Below are 20,488 nucleotides of genomic sequence, written 5' to 3'. Positions count from 1 at the left end.
TTTTTTCATATATTTGAAACTTATTAATCTCTATCTATAATCTAGTTGATTATACTTTATTATTTATCCCTCTAATTAATTATTAATAATATAAACCATCAATGGAGCATATTATATATGAATAGCCTGCTTATAAATAAAATTAGTGAAATGAAAAAAGAATATAAAAATAATAAATATCTCTTTATTCCCCAAATTTTAGTTATCGATTTAATAAAACAATTAGGTGCTGAAGAGAAAGATATTAATACACTGATGGAATATGGTGATTATTTAGCTCAAGATCCTACTCTTTCTTTTCGTTATTCCAGAACAGGTCGCTACCTTTTTGATAATGACTTAGAAACAATCTCCAGATTAGAGTATCAACCTTTTGTTCTCACTGAAGAAGATGGCTTTATTCGTGAAGACAGTGGTGCACAAAGGCATTTTAGAGCACTCGATGATCGCTGGCAGAGCAATACCGCCTATCAAGCCTTATTAAAATTAAAGATGTTATTAATTCAAGGTAATACATTTACTCCTCGTCACTTAACAGATCAACAATCGCCAAAATCAATATCAACTGTTTTTCATTTAAGATTAATTGCTCAACCGGACTCTTTAAGCGAACTTTCAATTGAAGGAGTGCATAAGGATGGAGTTGACCACACCATGATTGTTATGATGAATAAGCATAATGTGAAGGATAATACTGGTGCTTTACGTGTTCATTCACCACAAGAAGCCATAGGAACACCTTGGCAAGAAATTAACCCTGAAAATGTGCTTTATGAACACAATAATGCGCAATATCTTGATGTTCTATTAATTGCAGATAATGAATTAAATCATAGTGGTACACCTATTTTTACTCATGACAATAAAAATCAGGCTTACCAAGATTTTATGGTTTTATTATCTCGTTATCCAACGATTGATTCTCACCCATCGCATAAATTCGACTCAATGAATGCACACCCTGATTTACCCTTAACGCTTTATTTAAATCAGTCAGTTGCTTAGTCATAAATCGTTATTACATAAATTAAAACCGTTGAGTTCGGCTAAGTAACAAATCAATAATCAAGACAAGGTTTGATTCAAAGGACGAGCTTTCGATAGTATCACAATGATAATTCACTGCATCGTCATAAATGGGAAAATGAATATCAGCAAGTTCAGCCAATGGATTGGCACTTGCGCGAGTAAATGCAACAATCTTCATACCAATACTTTTTGCTATTCTCGCCTTTTCAACCACTTGTTCAGTCTCTCCACTACGAGATATCGCAATAAAAACGGTATAGCGTGAAGCATTATTAATAAAGATATTCTTACTGTCGCTCAATCCTGAGAGAAATGCATCCTTACCAATCAGCTGTAATCGCTTACTGATATATTCTGAAAATATATGAGAAAACCCTGCCCCATAAATAAAAAATGAATTCTTGCTATTAATTAAATCAACAAAAGCGTGTCTTTTCTCATCTGAAATTAACGTGAAGGTTTTTAAATAATTCGCCAAAAACTGATCAAAAAGAGGCTCTGTTACCTCGTTTTCATCACTTTTCAATTGATGAGATTTTTCAGCCGTGGATAACAATTGTTTGCAGTAATAAACCAACTCACTATAACCAGAAAAACCTAATTTCTGGCAAAGTCGCATAATGGTCGTTGTCGAAACAAAATTGGCTTGTGCTAGCGCTCTGATCGTAAGTTTTCCAACTTGTGTTGGGTTATCAATTAAATAAGAGAGAATACGATATTCTGCGCGTGTTAATTCTGTTGCTCTTGAGAGTAAAGATGATAATCGTGCCGACATACCGGTTACCTTAATTGATACATCGTCCTTACCAACATAAAAGGAAAATGCTGTTCTGGTGATAGAACAGCATTTTTATTCAATTACTCATTAACAGCAAGTGTTGAGATCAAACACGCTTACCATTTACATAAACTTTATGTAATTCAGGCCAATATTCTCGATTTGCTTCGATCATATCATCAAGGATCTTCTTCGCGTGGATCACACTTGGCACTGTTTTATTCAGTGTGAACGCCTCTAATGCTTTTTCATAGCTACCTTCAAGTGTTGCTTCCACCAATAATTGTTCTGATGCCAATTGTTGCTCTAACAAAGTACGATGGAAACGCGGAATGTCACCAACACGAATAGGTTCAGGGCCGTGAGACGTGATATAAGCCGGTACTTCGACCATCGCATCATAAGGTAAATCAGCAATCGCACCTTTATTTTCAACAATCACCAAGTGGCGCTGACGTAAATCAAAAGCTAAAGAGCAAGCAACATCAACAATAAAGGCACCATGAACACCGACATGGAATGCATCAGGTAAAATACCGGTCTCTTTGTATTCACGCGCTGCTTCAAACAAGCGTTTTTCACGACCATCCATTACTTCATTTGCACGGGTGTAATCTGGATCTTGATGCTCAACGATATAATTTGGCATCAAGTAATACTGCAAATATGGGTTTGGAATATATTCAGGGAATGCTTCCATTAATGGCTGAATATGACGCCATGTTTTCACCCATGATGGATCTGAGTGTTGTGGATCAGTTTGAGCTGCATCTTCGGTTAAAAGACCGAATTTAGCGATATGTTCACGTAATTCAGGCAGTTTTTCTTCACCTTTTACGCGCACAGAAGTGAACCAACCAAAGTGATTTAGACCAAAGTAGTCCACATCTAAATCATGGCGATCAACGTTTAATACGGCTGCCATATTACGCATCGCTGCAACAGGCATATCACAGATATTCAATACACGAGCATTAGGGCGTAAACGACGTACACCTTCAGCAACGATCGCGGCTGGGTTTGAATAGTTTACAATCCATGCTTTAGGTGAAGCATACTCCTCAACTAAATCAATTAGCTCAACCATAGGTAAAATGGTGCGTAAACCGTAAGCAAGTCCGCCAGGCCCACAGGTTTCTTGCCCTACAACACCATGACGTAATGGGATCTTTTCATCCTGTTCACGCATTTTATATTGACCCACACGCATTTGAGCAAACACGAAATGAGCACCATCAAACGCGGCTTTTGCATCCGTTGTCACTGTAAATTTAATGGTATCACTATGATCACGGATCACTTTTTCAACGACTGGGGCAATGGTATCCTGGCGCTCTTTATCAATGTCGTATAAACGAATTTCACTCAGTGGAAAATCCTCTAAACGTACCATTAAACTTTTTACAATTCCCGGTGTATAGGTGCTTCCGCCGCCTGCAATACTTAAGATAAAGGGTGATTTAGTCATCTTTCTTTCTCCTATTAAAGTGCGGCTTCGACCGCTTCACGCATTTTTTTTACATGTAATCCATAAACAACTTGGACATTATTACCGTGGCGCACAACGCCTTTAGCACCTGTTTTTTTCAAAATATCTTCATGAATTACATCGACATTTTTAACAATAACTCTTAAGCGGGTATAACAATTATCAACCACTTCAATATTGTCACGCCCACCTAGCCCTTCAATAATCTCTTCACCTAACTCATTAATAGTTTCAGGTATTCTTTCAGAGTTAGTGACTGTTTCTGCTTTTTTCTTATAGTCTTCTTTGCTGTATAAACGAGTTTCTTCATCATCATCTTCACGACCAGGAGTTTTAAGATTGAGTTTTAAAATCAAGGTCCTAAAGATAACGAAGTAGAGAACTGACATAATCAAACCCACCACGATATACATAGGCCAATTTGATTTTTCAGTACCTAACGGCAAGTTATATAAAATGAAATCAATGACCCCATTTGCACCAATCGCATGCACACCTAATAGGTAGAACAACATCATGCCAATACCCGTTAATACGGCGTGAACTAAAAACAGAACAGGAGCAACAAAGAGGAAGGAAAACTCAAGAGGCTCTGTCACCCCTAACAAGAAAGAAGTTGCAGCCGCAGGAATTAAAATCGCCTTTGCCATCTGCTTTTTCTCTTTTTTGGCCACAGAGATCATGGCAGCCGCTGCTGCTGTTAAACCGAACATTTTAGCGATACCACGCGCATCCCAAATCACAGTGCTACTGAGTTGTTTTACTTCAGGGCACGCCATTTCAGCAAAATAGATATTTCTTGCACCTTGGTAAGTTGTGCCACAAACATCAGCAACACCGCCTAATTCGGTATACAAGAATGGGGTATAGACTAAATGGTGCAATCCCGTTGGGATAAGAATACGTTCTAAGAATCCATAAATCAGCGCACCAAAAGCACCAGAGTCATGAATAACGAGTGCCATTTTAGTAATACCAGCCTGAGCAAAAGGCCAGATTTCACACATTAAAACAGCCAATGCAATAGTGAAGGGAATAGCAATAATGGCGACAAAACAGTGACCAGAGTAAATAGCCATAATGCCGTTAAATTGACGACCTGAATAACGATTATAAAGCCATCCAGATATTGCTCCTGTTAAAATACCAGCAAATACCCCCATCTCAAGGACTTGAACACCTAATACCATGCCTTGACCTGCAGCTCGCATCTCTTCTGTGCTAACCAACTTCCCTTGCAGTGTTAGGGTAATATTCATAGCATTTGTAAAAATAACAAACACCACTAAACCAATTAACCCTGCATAGCCTTTATCTTTTTTTGCTAAGCCGACAGGAATACCCACAGCAAAAATCAACGCTAAATTGACTAAAATAGCAACTGATGATTTTGCGAGTAATTGTCCAATGCTTTGAATAACCGGGTGATTTAAAAACGGAATATATTCCGCAAGATTGCCATTGCCAAAGACGTTACCTAAAGCGATATATAAACCAACAATAGGTAATATCAAGACGGGTCCATATAAGGATTTACCAAACGCTTGTAGGGCATTAATGAGTTTTTTCATACAGTATCTCGTTGTTGTTTTCTTACACTCATTTCCATGACAGCATCCTGCGCTGGCCTTAAATAAAAAGCAATTTATCCACTTGATTTAGAAACGGATTACGTTAAAAGTAACATGTTACTTTTTTTATTGTGAGCCAACGCATGGTGAATATTCAGACAGATAAAAAGAGGTTTTTAACGATAAGCTGTAGAAAAAAGATCTGATGACAATAAAAAATCATAAAAAAACCGAGCTTACTGACACAAAATCAATAAACTCGGTCTTAAGGCAGAAAAACAATATTAATCAGATAAAATTAACCCTCGGCAGCTTCTCTTAAACGACGTTTAATATTGCTATATTCCGTTTTCACATAGTGTTCTGCCTGAGCCTGCTCCTTGATTGGCTCAACACATACTGCACAATATTTATACTCAGGTGTTTTAGTAATTGGGCTTAAGTTTTCCGCAACCAGTTCGTTACAAGCACCAATCCACCATTGGTAAGTCATATATACCGCGCCTTTATTCGGTCTATCACTGACTGCAGCACGCGTAATTACTTTACCTTGACGAGAGCGTATCCAAACTAACTCTTGATCTTTAATACCCAGTTGTTTGGCATCTTCAGTATTTAACTGAACATAACCTGGCTCATCTGCTAATGCTGCCAATGCTTTACAGTTACCTGTCATTGAACGGCAAGAGTAGTGCCCAACCTCACGGACTGTTGCCAGTACCATTGGGAATTCATCAGACAGTTTGTCAATTGGTGGTGCCCACTCACAGGTAAAGAATTGACCTTTACCGTTAGGGGTATCAAAGTTACCACCTTCGTACAGATATTGTGTACCTGGGCTATCTTCTGTTGGGCAAGGCCATTGAATATAAGCCAAATCCGCCATTTTTTCGTAAGTCGCACCATAATAAATTGGGCATAACTCACGCAACTCATCCCAAATTTCTTTGGTATTGTTGTAATGCATTGGATAGCCCATTGCTGTTGCCATCAGACTGATGATTTGCCAGTCTGTTTTCACATCACCAACAGGTTCAACCGCTTTATAGAAACGTTGGAAACCACGGTCTGCTGCAGTATAAACACCTTCATGCTCACCCCATGATGTTGCAGGGAAAATAACGTCAGCAATAGACGCTGTTTTGGTCATAAAGATATCTTGTACTATCAGTAGATCCAGTTTTTCAAACGTTCTACGGATTGTTGCTAAATCAGGCTCAGTTTGCAGTGGATCTTCACCCATTACATAGTGAGCTTTTAATAAGCCGTGATCGATATTATGAGGCACTTCACTTAACGCATAGCCCACTTCATCAGGCATTGATTCAATGCCCCAGAATTTAGCAAATTTCTCACGCGCTTTTTCGTCAGTAACGTATTGATAGCCCGGCAGTGTGTTAGGTAATGCACCCATATCACACGCACCTTGTACGTTATTTTGACCACGAACAGGGCCAACACCGACATATTTTTTACCTAAATTACCGGTTAATAATGCCAAGCTAGTCAGTGAACGAACAGTTTCAACGCCTTGGTAGAACTGAGTAACACCCATTCCCCAAAGAATTGTTGCTGTTTCTGCTTTTGCGTACATACGCGCAGCTTCACGAATAATTTGAGCACTTAAACCTGTCGTTTCTTCAACGGATTCAGGTGTGTAGCTTTCAACTAATTTGCAATATTCTTCAAATTGCTCAGTGTGATTTTCAATAAAGGATTTATCATGCAATCCTTCTTCAATAATCACATGTGCAATCGCATTTAATAGCGCAATGTTAGAACCATTTTTTAAGCCTAAGTGTAAATCGGCTAAACGTGCTGTTTCGATGTAACGAGGGTCACATACAATAATTTTGGCACCCTTTTCTTTCGCCTTAACAATACGGCGAGCAACAATAGGATGCGAGTCTGCGGCGTTATAACCGAAGACAAATAGACATTTGGTATCCTCAATCTCGACGATTGAGTTGCTCATAGCACCATTACCGACCGAACGCTGCAGACCTGCAACCGAAGGGCCGTGTCAGACACGAGCACAGCAGTCTATATTATTATTTCCGATAACCGCACGAGCAAATTTCTGCATAACGAAGTTAGCTTCGTTACCCGGACCTCGTGATGAACCGGTTGTCATAATAGATTTAGCACCGTATTTCTCTTTGATAGCAAGCAGTTTGCTACTCGCAAACTCAATCGCTTCTTCCCAAGAAACTGATTCTAATTTTCCGCCTCTTTCACGACGGATCATTGGTGTTTTAAGACGTGGAGTCAGTATCTTAGTATCATGGATAAAATCCCATCCATAATACCCTTTCAGACACAGCTCACCTTGGTTTGTTAAACCATTGGCTCCTTCAGCGCCAATGATTTTACCGTTTTCCACCTTCAGGTAGATTTTGCATCCTGAGGCGCAATACGGACAGACCGTGATGACTTTTTTCATCAACATTGCTCCTGTGTTCATCAATGTTCAGGTTATTACCTGATCCTCTCCTCTATCTCTATGCAGAGAGTGTGCCAAATAAGCACGCTTTTTCACTTTTCTTCAAGACAATGAAAAATAAAGAAAAATAAAAACCATTGAGTGAGCAAGAAAACAATGAAAACTAAAACAATAGGAAGTGCTCGACACTAATGACGATATTTATGTCGACTTTCGTTTCCATCAATATACGTTATACATAAGAACTTATAGCGAAAGAACATCTTTCATTTGATAAGAAATAACAATTGAGCAAATACGCCTTCTTATCTGCCTTTATCAAGGTCTTACCGTATATAATGATGACAATCTCCTAATATCTCTACCAATATTTCTATCTACTAAAACTATTTAAAATTAATAATTTTGATATTAATGTCATTCAAATAAAAAATTTTTAAACTTCAATAAAAAAAAGCACATAATACTGAACCTGAAAACAACTTCGCGGTCATAAAGACCTCTACACCATACATTTTGATAATAATTGAACATGCAAAAATTAAAGTTTTTAAGGTTTTCGAAAGAAAATATTGCCCTTTTTTTAGCAGTCTACCTTGGTTTTTTTCTTAATCTTTCCGTTTACATTGGCCGATACGGCACACAGAATACAAACAACCCCCTCATTGATGCATTATATATTCTAGGTGAAATTGCCGTTAATATTGCTTTTACCTTCTTCTTATTACGACTTATTTCTTTTTTCGGCTCTCTCTTTTTTAAAATAGTTGCCTCTTTTATTCTCGTCGTCAGTGTCTGTGCTAGTTACTATATTTCTTTTTATGACGTCGTCATTGGATACGGTATTATCATTTCAACACTCACCACAGATACCGATTTATCTAAAGAGCTGGTCAGCCCAAATGTGATTATTTGGATTATTGGCTTATCTATTTTACCTTTAGCGCTTATTTGGCTATGTAAGAAACCAGAAAAAAATCTCACGACTCAACAAAAGAAAAAAATCTGGATAAAAAACACGGCCAAAATGCTTGTGATCGCGCTGGCTGTTTTTGCCTATTTGAAAACACTCGATTCAAGGCAAAAAGCCTATGAAATCAAAAATAACTTAGATTTACCAAGTTATAGTGGTGGTTTAAGTTATGCGTATTTGCCCACTAACTGGATCATTCCATTATTCCAATATGCAATAACGCAGTATGACGATACCTTTAATAGCCAAAATATTTTTGATCCTGCCGATCACTTCACTTATCAGCCCTCAAAAGCTAATGAAGATGTGTATGTCGTCTTTATTATTGGTGAAACAGCAAGATGGGATCATATGGGTTTATTAGGATATGAGCGTCAAACCAATCCGCTATTAAGCCAAGAAAAAAACCTTGTCGCCTTTAAAGGTATTTCTTGTGATACCGCAACAAAGCTTTCATTAAAATGTATGTTTGTACGAGAAAACGGAACAGAAAGTAACGACCAGCGGACATTAAAAGAGAACAATATTTTTTCAGTATTAAGCCAATTAGGTATGTCATCAGAGTTGTTCTCAATGCAAAGCGAGTTGTGGTTTTACAATAAACTTGATTTAAATAACTACGCAATGAAAGAGATGATGACAGCCAAAAATAGCAACTTTGGTAAAGAGCTTGATGACACCTTATTAATTGCTGAAACGGCGAATACGGTTTCTCAGCATCCAAAGGGAAATCATTTAGTGATTTTACATACTAAAGGCTCTCACTTTATGTATTCACAGCGTTACCCAGAATCATTCAAAAAGTATCAACCTGAATGTTTAAATGTGGATGATGAGTGTACCAAAGAGCAGTTAGTGAATGCTTATGACAACTCTATTCTTTATACCGACTATTTTATTGATGGCATACTCGATACATTACGCGATAAAAAAGCCATTGTGTTTTATACCTCCGACCATGGTGAATCTATTTCAGAGAAAGGTGGTTTACACGGAACACCAAAAGAAATTGCACCACCAGAACAATTTAAAGTGCCTTTCTTAGTTTGGATGTCAGATAGCTATTTAGCAGAGCCTGAAAATAAGCAATTATTTGATAACCTAAAACGTAATCAAGATGCAGAGCGCACGTTCTATCATCATAATATTTTTGATTCGATGCTAGGTTGCTTGGGTTATTCCTCTCCAGATGGCGGTATTAATAATCAAAATAACCTCTGTTTTGGTGATATGCCATCAACCCAAAATTAAATTTTCGTAATAACCAATAGACAAAACCCCATGCTCAATATCAAGCATGGGGTTTTTATTATCATAAGTATATATATTGTTTTATTTTTCTATTTTTAAATCTTTCATTTTTAGCTTTACAACTCCATCCCAGTTGTCAATATAATATTGACATTCATAACATCCTAATTCTGCAGCCTTCTTATAATAAAATCTTGCTTTTTCAAAATCTAACGGTATATCACGCCCTAAAAAACACTCAGTACCTACTGCTTGATAACCGCCATAATAACCTGCATCACCTGCTTGATGAAATAATTCCATTGCCTTTTTAATATTATTGTTTTTATCATACATATAACCTAAATTTACAGCTGATGGCCCCATGTAATCATCTTGTCGATCAATAGAGCGTTGGTAATATTTTTCAGCTTCAACATTATTACCACTTTGCTGATAAATAACTGAAACCATCCAATTAGCTTCACTATTACCATCATCAGCAAGTTTTATTAAACTATAAAATTCATCTTTTGTATTTGGCATTTTTATGTTGGACGATGCTAGAAAATCGGGCTCATGTGAATACACTTTTTCAGGAACGAGAATATCAGCTATTATTTTTCCACTAAATATAAGTGTTATAATAAAAAAAATAATTTTATTCCATCTCTTTTTTATAGCCATAAGTCACCATTATTAGATAAGATATTGTTTTGTTGGGAAGTAATATGAGTGTTAAATACAATATCTGAAATTTCAGTATGATATCCATTACTCCATGTAACAGTGCTAGTTAATAAAATTTGATTACCACTTTCATCTATAACACCATTTTTTCTTATAATTTAAATCTATCGATTCTATACCTAAACACTCTATGTTAAATAATTCATCAATATCAGTTTTTCCATTAATATTCTTATCTATCCATAAATTTAAAGAAGACCAGATTACATCATTATTATCAATTCTATTATCTTGATTGTTATCATACTGAGATAATGCATCAAACCCGTGTTTTGCATAGTCGCCTAATATATTAAAAGTGTTATTACCAAATAATTCATTACCATTATCTATAACGCCATTTTCATTTTTATCAAATACAAGAAATGCACTATTACCATCTATCCAACCTGTTGATTCATTTACTCCATCATTATTATGATCGAAATAAACACCTTCATCATCAGGTAATGTGAAGATCCCATTATCTGTTAATGCCAATAACTAATGGTGTTTCAGTTTCTTTCTGCTCATCAATATATTCTTGCATTTTTTCAATAATTTTATCTGGTGTATCACCGATTAATTGTAGAATATAATCTGGGTTGTGTTCTCCATTTTCAGTTAACGCTAATATATAGTTCACAAAATCAATACAATTATTATTAAATAGATTATAGTTACTCTCAAAATGGGTATAATCACCTGACTTCATCTTTGATATTGCATTATTAATTCTACCAATAATTTCATTGGTATATTAAGGTAATGTAGCGCTTGTCACTTTATTGGGATCATACCCTTTAGAATCATGAAATGTTAAATTATCTGAACCACCTTCCATTTTAGATCCCCCCATTCCCCAACCAATTGACTCTCCTTTAAATTCAATCCAAGCATGTCCAAACTTTGATTTTTTTGATTGGTTATTTATATCTGTATATACAGTATGTGATGGTGCTATCTTTACAGTAATTATTTCTCTAATTGTATAGTTTTTTCCTATTATTTCATTTCTTTCTATAAGACCAAAATCCTTTCCAACATTATTATCCATTTAATAATCCATTATAAAAATAGTGATATAAAAAATGACACTATAATTTATAGATTTATTTTTATATAAAAATAAAACCGCACTTAATATTTAAATTAAGTGCGGTTTTAAATTTTATAAACTATATTTTAATTATTGATTAAAACTAGCATCAGTATAAAGTTGAGTGGCTTGAATATCTTTTACTGTTTTCGCCCCACCTAACATCATATTAATTTTTAATTCTTTATTTAAATGTTGGATAACTGAATTAACACCTTCAGCACCACCTAAATTTAATCCATAAAGAATTGGACGACCAACAGCGACAACATCTGCACCACTGGCTAATGCTTTAAAGACATGTGAGCCACGACGTACACCACTATCAAACACGATAGGAACACGTTTATTTACCACTTTTGCTATTGCTGGTAATACATCAATAGTGGCTGGCGCACTGTCTAATTGACGTCCACCGTGGTTAGAAACCCAAATAGCATCTGCACCTGCTTTAATGGCAGTATCTGCATCTTCAGGTGATTCAATCCCTTTTACAATCACAGGCAAACCAGACATTTTTTTCACATACTGAATATCTGCGGGTGTGAAGGCTTGTTTAGCTTGTGCATAAATTTCACTGATACCCGCACCTTTACCTGTTTTCGATTTGTCATCACTGATTTTTGCGAATGCTTCTAAGTTGGCAAAACCTAATGGGAATTGGAAATTATTTTTCACGTCATCTTCACGATAACCACCCACTGAAGAGTCGATAGTCATAATGATACCTTTAGCGCCATACTGTTTTGCTTGAGATAAAATATACTCGTTAAAGGCATCATTTTTGCTCATATAGAGCTGGAAGAAGAACGGATAACCTGGTTGAGCATCAGCCACTTCCTTGATAGTTTTATTCCCATAAGTACTTAACGAGAAAACCGAACCGGCTTTCGCCATACCTCTTGCTGTGGCAACTTCGCCTTGTTGATGTGCAAGCCCTTGAGCTGCCATCGGTGCCTGAATAATAGGCGTATCTAATTTAATACCCAAAAATTCTGTTTTTAAATCTAAGTCAGAAAATTCGATACCTTGTAATGAACGAGGCATAATATATTTTTTATCAAATGCGGTCGTATTTGAACGCAAATTATTTTCGTCTTCAGCGCCACCACGAATATAACCAAAAGCGCCTTTTTCCATATTTGCTTGGACTTGTGCTTCCATCGCTTTTAAGTTAACTATTTTTATTGGACCTTCTGCATTACTTGCTTTATATTCAGCTGCCTGTGCAACACCCACACTTAATGCCATCGCAATAGCAGTGGTTTTTAATATTTTGCTTTTCATTTTTTGTTCCATTTGGATTAAAGGCTTATATTCATAAATTAATAAATATGAACTTCTATTAAATTAACTTTATCGAAAAAGAATATAAGCCTTATTTTTAGGTAAAACTTAAATTAACCGCTTATTTTTTTGTTAAAGTATTATAGCTTGTCATAAGATTACGATAGTCTGGAATATGGTTAGCAAATAGCGCACCTAATCCTTCAACATCATTACGCCAATCACGGTGTAACTCACAAGCTAAACCAAACCAGTTAATTAATTGTGCTCCTGCTTTTGACATTCTATCCCACGCAGAGTCACGAGCAATCGCATTGAAAGTGCCTGAAGCATCGGTGACAACAAACACTTCAAAACCTTCTTCAAGTGCTGATAATGCAGGGAATGCGACACACACTTCAGTAACCACACCGGCAATAATCAGTTGTTTTTTACCTGTCGCTTTAACTGCTTTTACGAAATCTTCATTATCCCATGCGTTGATTTGACCTGGGCGGGCGATATAAGGAGCATCCGGGAACATCTCAACGAGTTGAGGCATTAGAGGGCCATTAGGGCCATTTTCAAAGGAAGTCGTCAGAATGGTAGGTAAATTAAAGTATTTAGCGGCATTGGCTAATGCTAATACATTATTATTGAATTTATCTGGCTCTATATCTCTCACTAAAGAGAGTAATCCAGCTTGATGGTCTACCAACAAAACAGCAGCATTATTTTTATCAATACGATGATATTTAAAGCTCATAATAATCTCCGATAGGATAATAGAGGTAAGACTCAATTAAATCATAGCACCTAATTTATATGACAATACTCCGAACCATTTGAATTTCTATTTAAGTTTATTTATCAGTAATAAAGAATTGATGTCAGAAACTTAAAAGTTAATTAAATATCACGATATTTAATTAACTTTTTATTTTTAAGATAAATTCATTCGTTTCGTTGAAAATAATTATAAGTGCAATCTTTTTTTAATGAATCTAAAGATTATTGCTTTAACTATTCAAAAAATTTGTTGATGTTTTACGGCAGGAAAAAGAGAAAAAAACCCCCGCGGGCGGGGGTGAGATAAGCGCAATTAAAAGGTCTCTAACTTACTATCAGGAGATGGAACATTCATTAATGACGATTACGAACAATTTGATAGCGGCGGGTTAAATACTCAATTGGCACGCTCCAAATATGAACTAATCGGCAGAATGGGAACAATAAGAAAATCGTCATTCCCAAGAAGATATGTAACTTAAATACCCATGCAACACCGTCAAGATTTGCTGAAGCACCACCATGGAATGTCACAATAGATTGTGCCCATGCCACCAGCTTCATCATTTCACTACCATCCATATGTTGGGCTGAGAATGGGATAGTGAGTAGACCCAACGCAACTTGAATAACCAGAAGTGTTAAAATCATGATGTCACCAAATGAAGATGTGGCCCTTACGCGTGGATTAGTTAAACGGCGTTTTAATAACATCACACCGCCCACTAGCATTAACACACCACAAGTACCCCCCCCCACCATCGCCATAATTTGTTTATATTCAATAGGCAAGAATGATTCATACATCCAGTGTGGCGTTAACATACCTAAAAAATGCCCGGCAAAAATACCGATGATCCCAACGTGGAATAAGTTAGAAGCTAATCGCATATTTTTCTTGTCTAGCATCTGACTAGAGCCAGCACGCCAAGTGTATTGACCATAGTCGTAACGTAACCAGCTGCCGATAATAAATACAGCACCAGCAATATAGGGATAGATATCAAAAAATAACATATTGATGTAATTCATTTTTGTGCTCCCGTATCCAACGAATTCCCCACATTGAGATATTGAACTGCCGTTTCTTGTGCAAAACGACGCTGATGTTGACTAATATTGCTACTGCCACATTGCGTACCTTCTCCAAGGAACGTCACTTGTTCTTCTTCCCACACCGCATCTAACGCCGCAGGTGTATCATCTAAAGGCTCTTTTTCTACTTGAGCTGTTAGTTGTGATGCTTCTAATCCACTTTGTGAGAGGCAAAGCAACACATCAAAAAGAGCGTGATAATCACTGCCTCGTTGTTTTAAACGCTCACCTAACAATGCCAAAATAGGGGCAATGTTGTTTAGCCCTTCAATACACTCTGTTGTAGGTAAAAGTGTCAAATACTCAAGGTAAGTCGGCAAATAGTCAGGGAGTTCACGACTACTTAATGTGATCCCCGCTTGTTGATATTGATTTAGCAAATCAACCATTGCCTGCCCACGATCGCGAGATTCGCCATGAACATGTTCAAATAACAACAGTGACCGTGCTCGACCTCTATCAAAAAGCTCACTGTAATTGGCTTGTGCATCTAACAACTCTTGTTGCGTTAAAGCGTGAATAAATGCCATTAATTTTGCAACTTGAGTCACAGGAAGCTCATCGGCTTCTTGTAATGCATCGATAAGTTCGCCACGGTTATCCCATAATTCTTGTGTGGGATAATCTAAAAGATGAGAAATCACTTTCAGAGAGATCATCATATTTTCTCCTCTGAACGGCGTTCGTCTTGAGGTGTTTTTGATGTGATATCAATCGCATCAATGCGATGACTATTAAACAGGTTAAATTTGCTATCACTACCATGACAACCATCGCCAAAGCTAAAACCACAACCACTACGTTCAGGGAACGCTTCTCTTGCTAATTCACGATGACTTGATGGGATAACAAAGCGATCTTCATAATTTGCAATAGCAAGATAACGGTACATCTCTTGTGCTTGTGCTTCGGTCAACCCTACTTGCTCTAATGCACTAAGATCGGTTTTTCCTTCTACAGTTTCAGCTCGTTTGTAATGACGCATCGCGAGCATACGTTTTAATGCTAATAATACAGGTGCTGTATCCCCAGCTGTCAGTAAGTTAGCTAAATACTGAACTGGAATACGTAAACTTTCTACATCAGGTAAAACACCTGTATGCGGTAACACACCCGCATCAGCAGCAGATTGAATTGGCGACAAAGGTGGTACATACCAAACCATGGGTAAGGTGCGATATTCCGGATGCAATGGTAATGCCAGCTTCCAATCCACCGCCATTTTATACACAGGTGAACGCTGTGCGGCATCAATTACACTTAATGGAATACCTTGCTCTTCTGCTGCTGCAATCACTTCAGGATCGAAGGGATCTAAGAAGATATCTAACTGGCTTTGGTATAAATCTTTTTCATTATCTGCACTAGCAGCTTGTGAGATTTTATCTGCGTCATACAGCATGACACCCAGATAACGAATACGACCTACACAAGTTTCTGAACACAGGGTTGGCTGGCCGGCTTCAATACGTGGGTAGCAGAAAATACATTTTTCAGACTTACCGCTTTTCCAGTTGAAGTAGATTTTTTTGTATGGACATCCGGTTAAACACATGCGCCATCCACGGCATTTATCTTGGTCGATAAGCACAATACCGTCTTCAGCACGTTTATAAATCGCCCCACTTGGGCAGGTCGCCACACAAGCAGGATTTAAGCAGTGTTCACATAAACGTGGTAAATACATCATAAATGTATTTTCAAACTGTCCATACATCTCTTTTTGCATATTTGCAAAGTTTTTATCCGCTGCACGTTTGCTAAATTCACCGCCTAAATCGTCCTCCCAGTTCGGGCCTCTCTCGATTTTAGTCATACGCTGACCGGTGATCAGCGAACGTGGACGTGCTGTTGGTAATGAGCCTTCTGGTGCATTTTTTAAATGCTCGTAGTCATAATCAAATGGCTCATAGTAATCGTCCAATGCAGGCACATCTGGGTTGGCAAAAATTTTAGATAATAGACCAACACGGTTACCCATTCTTGGTACTAATTGACCTTTGATATTTTTGATCCAACCACCTTTCCACTTTTCTTGGTCTTCCCAATTTTGTGGATACCCTGTACCCGGTTTGGTTTCAACGTTATTGAACCATGCGTATTCAACACCTTCACGGCTAGTCCATACGTTTTTACAGGTTACTGAACAGGTATGGCAACCGATACATTTGTCGAGGTTGAGTACCATACCGACTTGTGAACGAATTTTCATTATGCCTTCTCCTGTCCATTCAGGGTTTGTTGATAAGCATCACCTTCACCATCAAGCCAATCAATCTGTTTCATTTTACGCACCACAACAAACTCATCACGGTTAGAGCCAACCGTACCGTAGTAGTTAAAGCTATAAGCTAATTGAGCGTATCCACCAATCATATGTGTTGGTTTAGGGCAAACACGCGTCACAGAATTGTGAATACCACCACGCATTCCAGTCACTTCAGAGCCTGGTAGGTTTATTTGACGCTCTTGTGCGTGATACATATAAATCATGCCATCAGGAATACGTTGGCTGACAATCGCTCTTGCCGTTAACGCACCATTACTGTTGTATGCTTCAACCCAATCGTTATCACTAATACCCATCTCTTTGGCATCATCTTCACTCAGCCACACTACGGGGCCACCACGACCTAGCGTTAACATGAGTAAGTTATCGCTATAGGTTGAGTGAATACCCCATTTTTGGTGAGGAGTTAGGAAGTTCAGCGCTTTCTCAGGGAAACCATTTGGTTTTTTACCTTTAACCGCATCAATCGCCTTGGTATCAATGGGTGGACGGTAAACCACTAAGCTTTCACCGTAAGCACGCATCCACTCGTGATCTTGATACAACTGCTGGCGACCACTTAATGTACGCCAAGGGATCATCTCGTGAACGTTGGTATAACAGGCGTTATAAGAGACATGTTCATCTTCAAGACCAGACCATGTTGGGCTTGAGATAATCTTACGAGGCTGAGCAACAATATCGCGAAAACGAATTTTCTCGTCTTCTTTCACTTTGGCTAAATGAGTGTGATCGCGTCCTGTCACTTTACTTAATGCATCCCACGCTTTTACAGCCACTTGACCGTTAGTTTCAGGTGCTAAAGAAAGAATAACTTCGGCTGCATCAATCGCCGTTTCAATCGCTGGACGCCCTTTTGCTGCGCCATCGTGACGAACTCGATTAAGTTTTTTCAGGAAATCGACTTCTGCTTGTGTATTCCAACTGATCCCTTTACCGCCATTACCCAATTTATCCATCAAAGGGCCAAGTGAGGTAAAGCGAGCATAAGTATTTGGATAATCACGTTCAACAGGAATAAGGTGTGGGGCTGTTTTACCCGGAATAAGGTCACATTCACCTTTTTTCCAATCTTTCACATCAAAAGGCTGAGCCATTTCAGCAGCGGAGTCATGCTGAATAGGCAATGTCACTAAATCGGTTTCAACCCCTAAATGGCCAACACACAATTTAGAGAAGCTTTTGGCGATACCTTTATAGATTTCCCAGTCTGTTTTAGATTCCCAAGCAGGATCAACCGCAGCAGTTAATGGATGAATAAATGGATGCATATCCGAAGTATTCATATCATCTTTCTCATACCATGTAGCGGTTGGTAAAACGATATCGGAGAAGAGACAGGTACTTGACATACGGAAGTCTAAAGTCACCACTAAATCAACTTTACCTTCACCGCCTTTATCTTGCCATTCCACTTCTTGTGGCTTAACTTGGCCTTGCTCACCTAAGTCTTTACCTTGTAAACCGTTTTCAGTTCCCAGCAAGTATTTCAGTAAATATTCATGCCCTTTACCCGCAGAACCTAATAAGTTAGAACGCCAGATAAATAAATTACGTGGGAAGTTTTGTGGATTATCCGGTTGCTCTGAAGCAAAACGGATTTCACCTGATTTCAATGCATTAACGGTGTAATCAGCGGCACTAACGCCTGCCTCTTGGGCTTTTTTCGCAATAGACAGAGGGTTTAAATTTAATTGAGGCGCCGATGGTAACCATCCCATACGTTCTGAACGCACGTTCATATCAACCAAACTACCACTAAAGCGTGATTTATCCGCTAATGGTGATAATAGCTCTGTCGGTGATACGGTTTCGTAACGCCACTGACTTGAGTGATTATAAAAGAACGATGTACTGTTCATATGACGAGGTGGGCGTTGCCAATCAAGACCAAATGCTAAAGGCAACCAACCTGTTTGTGGACGTAATTTTTCTTGTCCAACATAATGTGCCCAACCCCCACCACTTTGACCAACACAACCACAGAAAATCAGCATATTAATAATGCCACGATAGGTCATATCCATGTGATACCAGTGGTTAATACCAGCTCCCACAATCACCATAGAACGACCATGTGTTTTTTCTGCGTTATCCGCAAATTCACGCGCAATACGGGTGATGTCTTGACGGCTTACACCCGTGACTTTTTCAGCCCATGCTGGTGAGTACGCTTTTATTTCATCGTAATTTGATGCGCAGTTCTCATCATTTAAACCACGATCAATACCGTAGTTTGCTAATAGCAAGTCATAGACGGTTGTAACGTATTTTTCTTCGCCATTCGCCAGTGTAATACGCTTAGCAGGCAGTTTATGAACGAGCACATCATCAAGGGCAACACCTTCAAAGTATTCACTTTTGATGCCACCAAAATAAGGAAATGCAACGTCAACAACATCATCGTGGTTCTCTAAAAGCCCCAGTTGTAACGTGACTTCTTCGCCACTCTTACCATCTTTAGGCTCAAGATTCCATTTAGCAGCACCTTCCCAACGAAAGCCCATCGAACCTTGAGGAGCAACCAATTGCTGTGTTTTTTCATCAATAGCAACAGTTTTCCACTCTGGATTTTTCTCTTGATCCAGATTGTTCACTAAATCAGAAGCACGCAACATACGACCTGCAACTAGCTTGCCTGAGTCGTGTTTATCTAACATCACCAACATTGGCATGTCAGTGTAAGTGCGCACGTAGTTACTAAAGTATTCAGTTTGGCGTTTAACGTGGAATTCGTTAAGAATAACGTGTCCCATCGCCATTGCCATTGCGCTGTCAGTACCCTGTTTTGGATTTAGCCATTGATCACAGAGTTTCGCGATTTCAGCGTAATCAGGTGTTACCGCAACGGTTTTAGTCCCTTTATAACGAACTTCTGTAAAGAAGTGGGCATCTGGAGTACGTGTTTGCGGTACGTTAGAACCCCATGCAATCAGGTAAGAAGAGTTATACCAGTCTGCTGATTCAGGAACGTCGGTTTGCTCACCCCAAGTCATTGGCGATGCAGGTGGTAAATCGCAATACCAATCGTAGAAGCTTAAGCATGCGCCACCAATCAGAGATAAATAACGCGCACCCGCAGCATATGAGACCATCGACATAGCCGGAATTGGCGAGAATCCGATAATACGATCAGGGCCAAACTCTTTTGCTGTAAACACGTTAGAAGCAGCAATGATTTCATTCACTTCTGACCATGACGAGCGAACAAAACCACCACGACCACGCGCTTGTTTATAGCTTTTAGTTTTTTCTGGCGAGCTAATGATTGAAGCCCAAGCATCGACAGGATCACAGTGTTGTGCTTTCGCTTCACGCCATAATTTAATTAAGCGTTTACGCACCATGGGATATTTAACGCGGTTTGCGCTGTATAAATACCATGAGTAGCTTGCACCACGAGGGCAACCACGAGGCTCATGATCTGGTAAATCCGGACGTGTACGTGGGTAATCCGTTTGTTGGGTTTCCCATGTAACTAACCCATTTTTGACATAAATTTTCCAGCTACATGAACCTGTACAGTTAACACCATGAGTGGAACGGACAATTTTGTCATGTTGCCAACGACTGCGATAACCATCTTCCCAGTCACGATTAACATTTAATTCTTGGCCATGATCCTTTGAAAAGGTATCGCCAAGCTGTTTAAAATAGCGGAATCTATCGAGAAACTTACTCATCAGATACTCTCCCAATGCGCGCGA

General features: G+C 38.4%; 16 protein-coding genes. 2 read left to right on the top strand and 14 right to left on the bottom strand.

Annotated features, from left to right (window positions below):
• Positions 1–117 precede the first annotated feature (117 nt).
• On the top strand, positions 118–1,005 hold the full coding sequence (locus GWJ05_RS00145; protein ID WP_087802886.1) for a 2OG-Fe dioxygenase family protein: 888 nt from the start codon (positions 118–120) through the stop codon (positions 1,003–1,005).
• A gap of 22 nt (positions 1,006–1,027) precedes the next feature.
• On the opposite strand, the gene GWJ05_RS00140 is transcribed toward GWJ05_RS00145, so the two are convergent.
• The 4 genes from GWJ05_RS00140 to fdhF form a co-directional block, all read right to left on the bottom strand.
• Positions 1,028–1,804, bottom strand: a complete 777-nt coding sequence (locus GWJ05_RS00140) for a MurR/RpiR family transcriptional regulator (protein WP_036933160.1) — start codon at positions 1,802–1,804, stop codon at positions 1,028–1,030.
• A 109-nt stretch (positions 1,805–1,913) separates the two neighbouring features.
• A complete protein-coding gene (locus GWJ05_RS00135; protein ID WP_036933161.1) occupies positions 1,914–3,275 on the bottom strand; it encodes a 6-phospho-alpha-glucosidase in 1,362 nt (453 codons plus the stop codon).
• A gap of 14 nt (positions 3,276–3,289) precedes the next feature.
• A complete protein-coding gene (locus tag GWJ05_RS00130) occupies positions 3,290–4,867 on the bottom strand; it encodes a PTS transporter subunit EIIC (protein WP_161680871.1) in 1,578 nt (525 codons plus the stop codon).
• Between the two features lie 298 nt (positions 4,868–5,165).
• Positions 5,166–7,310 (bottom strand): formate dehydrogenase subunit alpha, encoded by a 2,145-nt coding sequence (gene fdhF / locus GWJ05_RS00125; RefSeq protein WP_082239423.1) that lies wholly within the window; start codon positions 7,308–7,310, stop codon positions 5,166–5,168.
• Positions 7,311–7,842: 532 nt separating this feature from the next.
• Here fdhF and eptB point away from each other — a divergent pair.
• Positions 7,843–9,534 (top strand): kdo(2)-lipid A phosphoethanolamine 7''-transferase, encoded by a 1,692-nt coding sequence (gene eptB / locus GWJ05_RS00120; RefSeq protein ID WP_036933164.1) that lies wholly within the window; start codon positions 7,843–7,845, stop codon positions 9,532–9,534.
• 81 nt (positions 9,535–9,615) lie between these two features.
• Here eptB and GWJ05_RS00115 read toward each other — a convergent pair whose 3' ends face one another.
• From GWJ05_RS00115 to GWJ05_RS00070, 10 genes are all read right to left on the bottom strand, one after another.
• Entirely contained in the window at positions 9,616–10,200 is a 585-nt protein-coding gene (locus GWJ05_RS00115) for a tetratricopeptide repeat protein (RefSeq protein WP_161680869.1), read from the bottom strand.
• Between the two features lie 132 nt (positions 10,201–10,332).
• Positions 10,333–10,743, bottom strand: coding sequence for a hypothetical protein (locus GWJ05_RS00110; RefSeq protein WP_052038413.1), 411 nt, complete (start codon positions 10,741–10,743; stop codon positions 10,333–10,335).
• Positions 10,727–10,888, bottom strand: a complete 162-nt coding sequence (locus tag GWJ05_RS00105) for a hypothetical protein (protein WP_158482368.1) — start codon at positions 10,886–10,888, stop codon at positions 10,727–10,729. Before GWJ05_RS00105 ends, GWJ05_RS00110 begins: the two co-directional genes overlap by 17 nt.
• 114 nt (positions 10,889–11,002) lie before the next feature.
• A complete protein-coding gene (locus GWJ05_RS00100) occupies positions 11,003–11,299 on the bottom strand; it encodes a hypothetical protein (protein ID WP_036933165.1) in 297 nt (98 codons plus the stop codon).
• Between the two features lie 132 nt (positions 11,300–11,431).
• Positions 11,432–12,628, bottom strand: coding sequence for a lactate oxidase (locus tag GWJ05_RS00095; protein ID WP_036933167.1), 1,197 nt, complete (start codon positions 12,626–12,628; stop codon positions 11,432–11,434).
• Between the two features lie 121 nt (positions 12,629–12,749).
• Positions 12,750–13,373 (bottom strand): isochorismate family cysteine hydrolase YcaC, encoded by a 624-nt coding sequence (gene ycaC / locus GWJ05_RS00090; protein ID WP_036933168.1) that lies wholly within the window; start codon positions 13,371–13,373, stop codon positions 12,750–12,752.
• Between the two features lie 377 nt (positions 13,374–13,750).
• The gene (narI, locus tag GWJ05_RS00085) at positions 13,751–14,428 is read right to left on the bottom strand and encodes a respiratory nitrate reductase subunit gamma (RefSeq protein WP_036933169.1); all 678 of its coding nucleotides are present in this window, start codon (positions 14,426–14,428) and stop codon (positions 13,751–13,753) included.
• Positions 14,425–15,150, bottom strand: a complete 726-nt coding sequence (gene narJ / locus GWJ05_RS00080) for a nitrate reductase molybdenum cofactor assembly chaperone (protein ID WP_036938705.1) — start codon at positions 15,148–15,150, stop codon at positions 14,425–14,427. The genes narI and narJ overlap by 4 nt, the downstream gene beginning before the upstream one ends.
• Complete coding sequence (gene narH, locus GWJ05_RS00075) at positions 15,150–16,703, bottom strand: nitrate reductase subunit beta (RefSeq protein ID WP_036933170.1); 1,554 nt, start codon at positions 16,701–16,703, stop codon at positions 15,150–15,152. Before narH ends, narJ begins: the two co-directional genes overlap by 1 nt.
• Positions 16,703–20,464 carry a nitrate reductase subunit alpha gene (locus tag GWJ05_RS00070; protein ID WP_036933171.1) on the bottom strand — a complete coding sequence of 1,254 codons (3,762 nt, stop codon included), beginning with the start codon at positions 20,462–20,464 and terminating at the stop codon, positions 16,703–16,705. The genes narH and GWJ05_RS00070 overlap by 1 nt, the downstream gene beginning before the upstream one ends.
• Positions 20,465–20,488 lie beyond the last annotated feature (24 nt).

This window comes from Proteus sp. G2626, assembly GCF_009915985.1.
GTDB lineage: Bacteria > Pseudomonadota > Gammaproteobacteria > Enterobacterales > Enterobacteriaceae > Proteus > Proteus vulgaris.
Note: the sequence above shows the minus strand (reverse complement) of the source record. Positions and strands in the feature narration are given on the sequence as shown.

What these genes read in the sequence shown, in the direction of transcription:
- GWJ05_RS00145 (WP_087802886.1), top strand. Translation starts at nt 118, where the DNA reads ATGAATAGCCTGCTTATAAATAAAATTAGTGAAATGAAAAAAGAATAT.
- GWJ05_RS00140 (WP_036933160.1), bottom strand. Translation starts at nt 1,804, where the DNA reads ATGTCGGCACGATTATCATCTTTACTCTCAAGAGCAACAGAATTAACA.
- GWJ05_RS00135 (WP_036933161.1), bottom strand. Translation starts at nt 3,275, where the DNA reads ATGACTAAATCACCCTTTATCTTAAGTATTGCAGGCGGCGGAAGCACC.
- GWJ05_RS00130 (WP_161680871.1), bottom strand. Translation starts at nt 4,867, where the DNA reads ATGAAAAAACTCATTAATGCCCTACAAGCGTTTGGTAAATCCTTATAT.
- eptB (WP_036933164.1), top strand. Translation starts at nt 7,843, where the DNA reads ATGCAAAAATTAAAGTTTTTAAGGTTTTCGAAAGAAAATATTGCCCTT.
- GWJ05_RS00115 (WP_161680869.1), bottom strand. Translation starts at nt 10,200, where the DNA reads ATGGCTATAAAAAAGAGATGGAATAAAATTATTTTTTTTATTATAACA.
- GWJ05_RS00100 (WP_036933165.1), bottom strand. Translation starts at nt 11,299, where the DNA reads ATGGATAATAATGTTGGAAAGGATTTTGGTCTTATAGAAAGAAATGAA.
- GWJ05_RS00095 (WP_036933167.1), bottom strand. Translation starts at nt 12,628, where the DNA reads ATGAAAAGCAAAATATTAAAAACCACTGCTATTGCGATGGCATTAAGT.
- ycaC (WP_036933168.1), bottom strand. Translation starts at nt 13,373, where the DNA reads ATGAGCTTTAAATATCATCGTATTGATAAAAATAATGCTGCTGTTTTG.
- narI (WP_036933169.1), bottom strand. Translation starts at nt 14,428, where the DNA reads ATGAATTACATCAATATGTTATTTTTTGATATCTATCCCTATATTGCT.
- narJ (WP_036938705.1), bottom strand. Translation starts at nt 15,150, where the DNA reads ATGATCTCTCTGAAAGTGATTTCTCATCTTTTAGATTATCCCACACAA.
- narH (WP_036933170.1), bottom strand. Translation starts at nt 16,703, where the DNA reads ATGAAAATTCGTTCACAAGTCGGTATGGTACTCAACCTCGACAAATGT.
- GWJ05_RS00070 (WP_036933171.1), bottom strand. Translation starts at nt 20,464, where the DNA reads ATGAGTAAGTTTCTCGATAGATTCCGCTATTTTAAACAGCTTGGCGAT.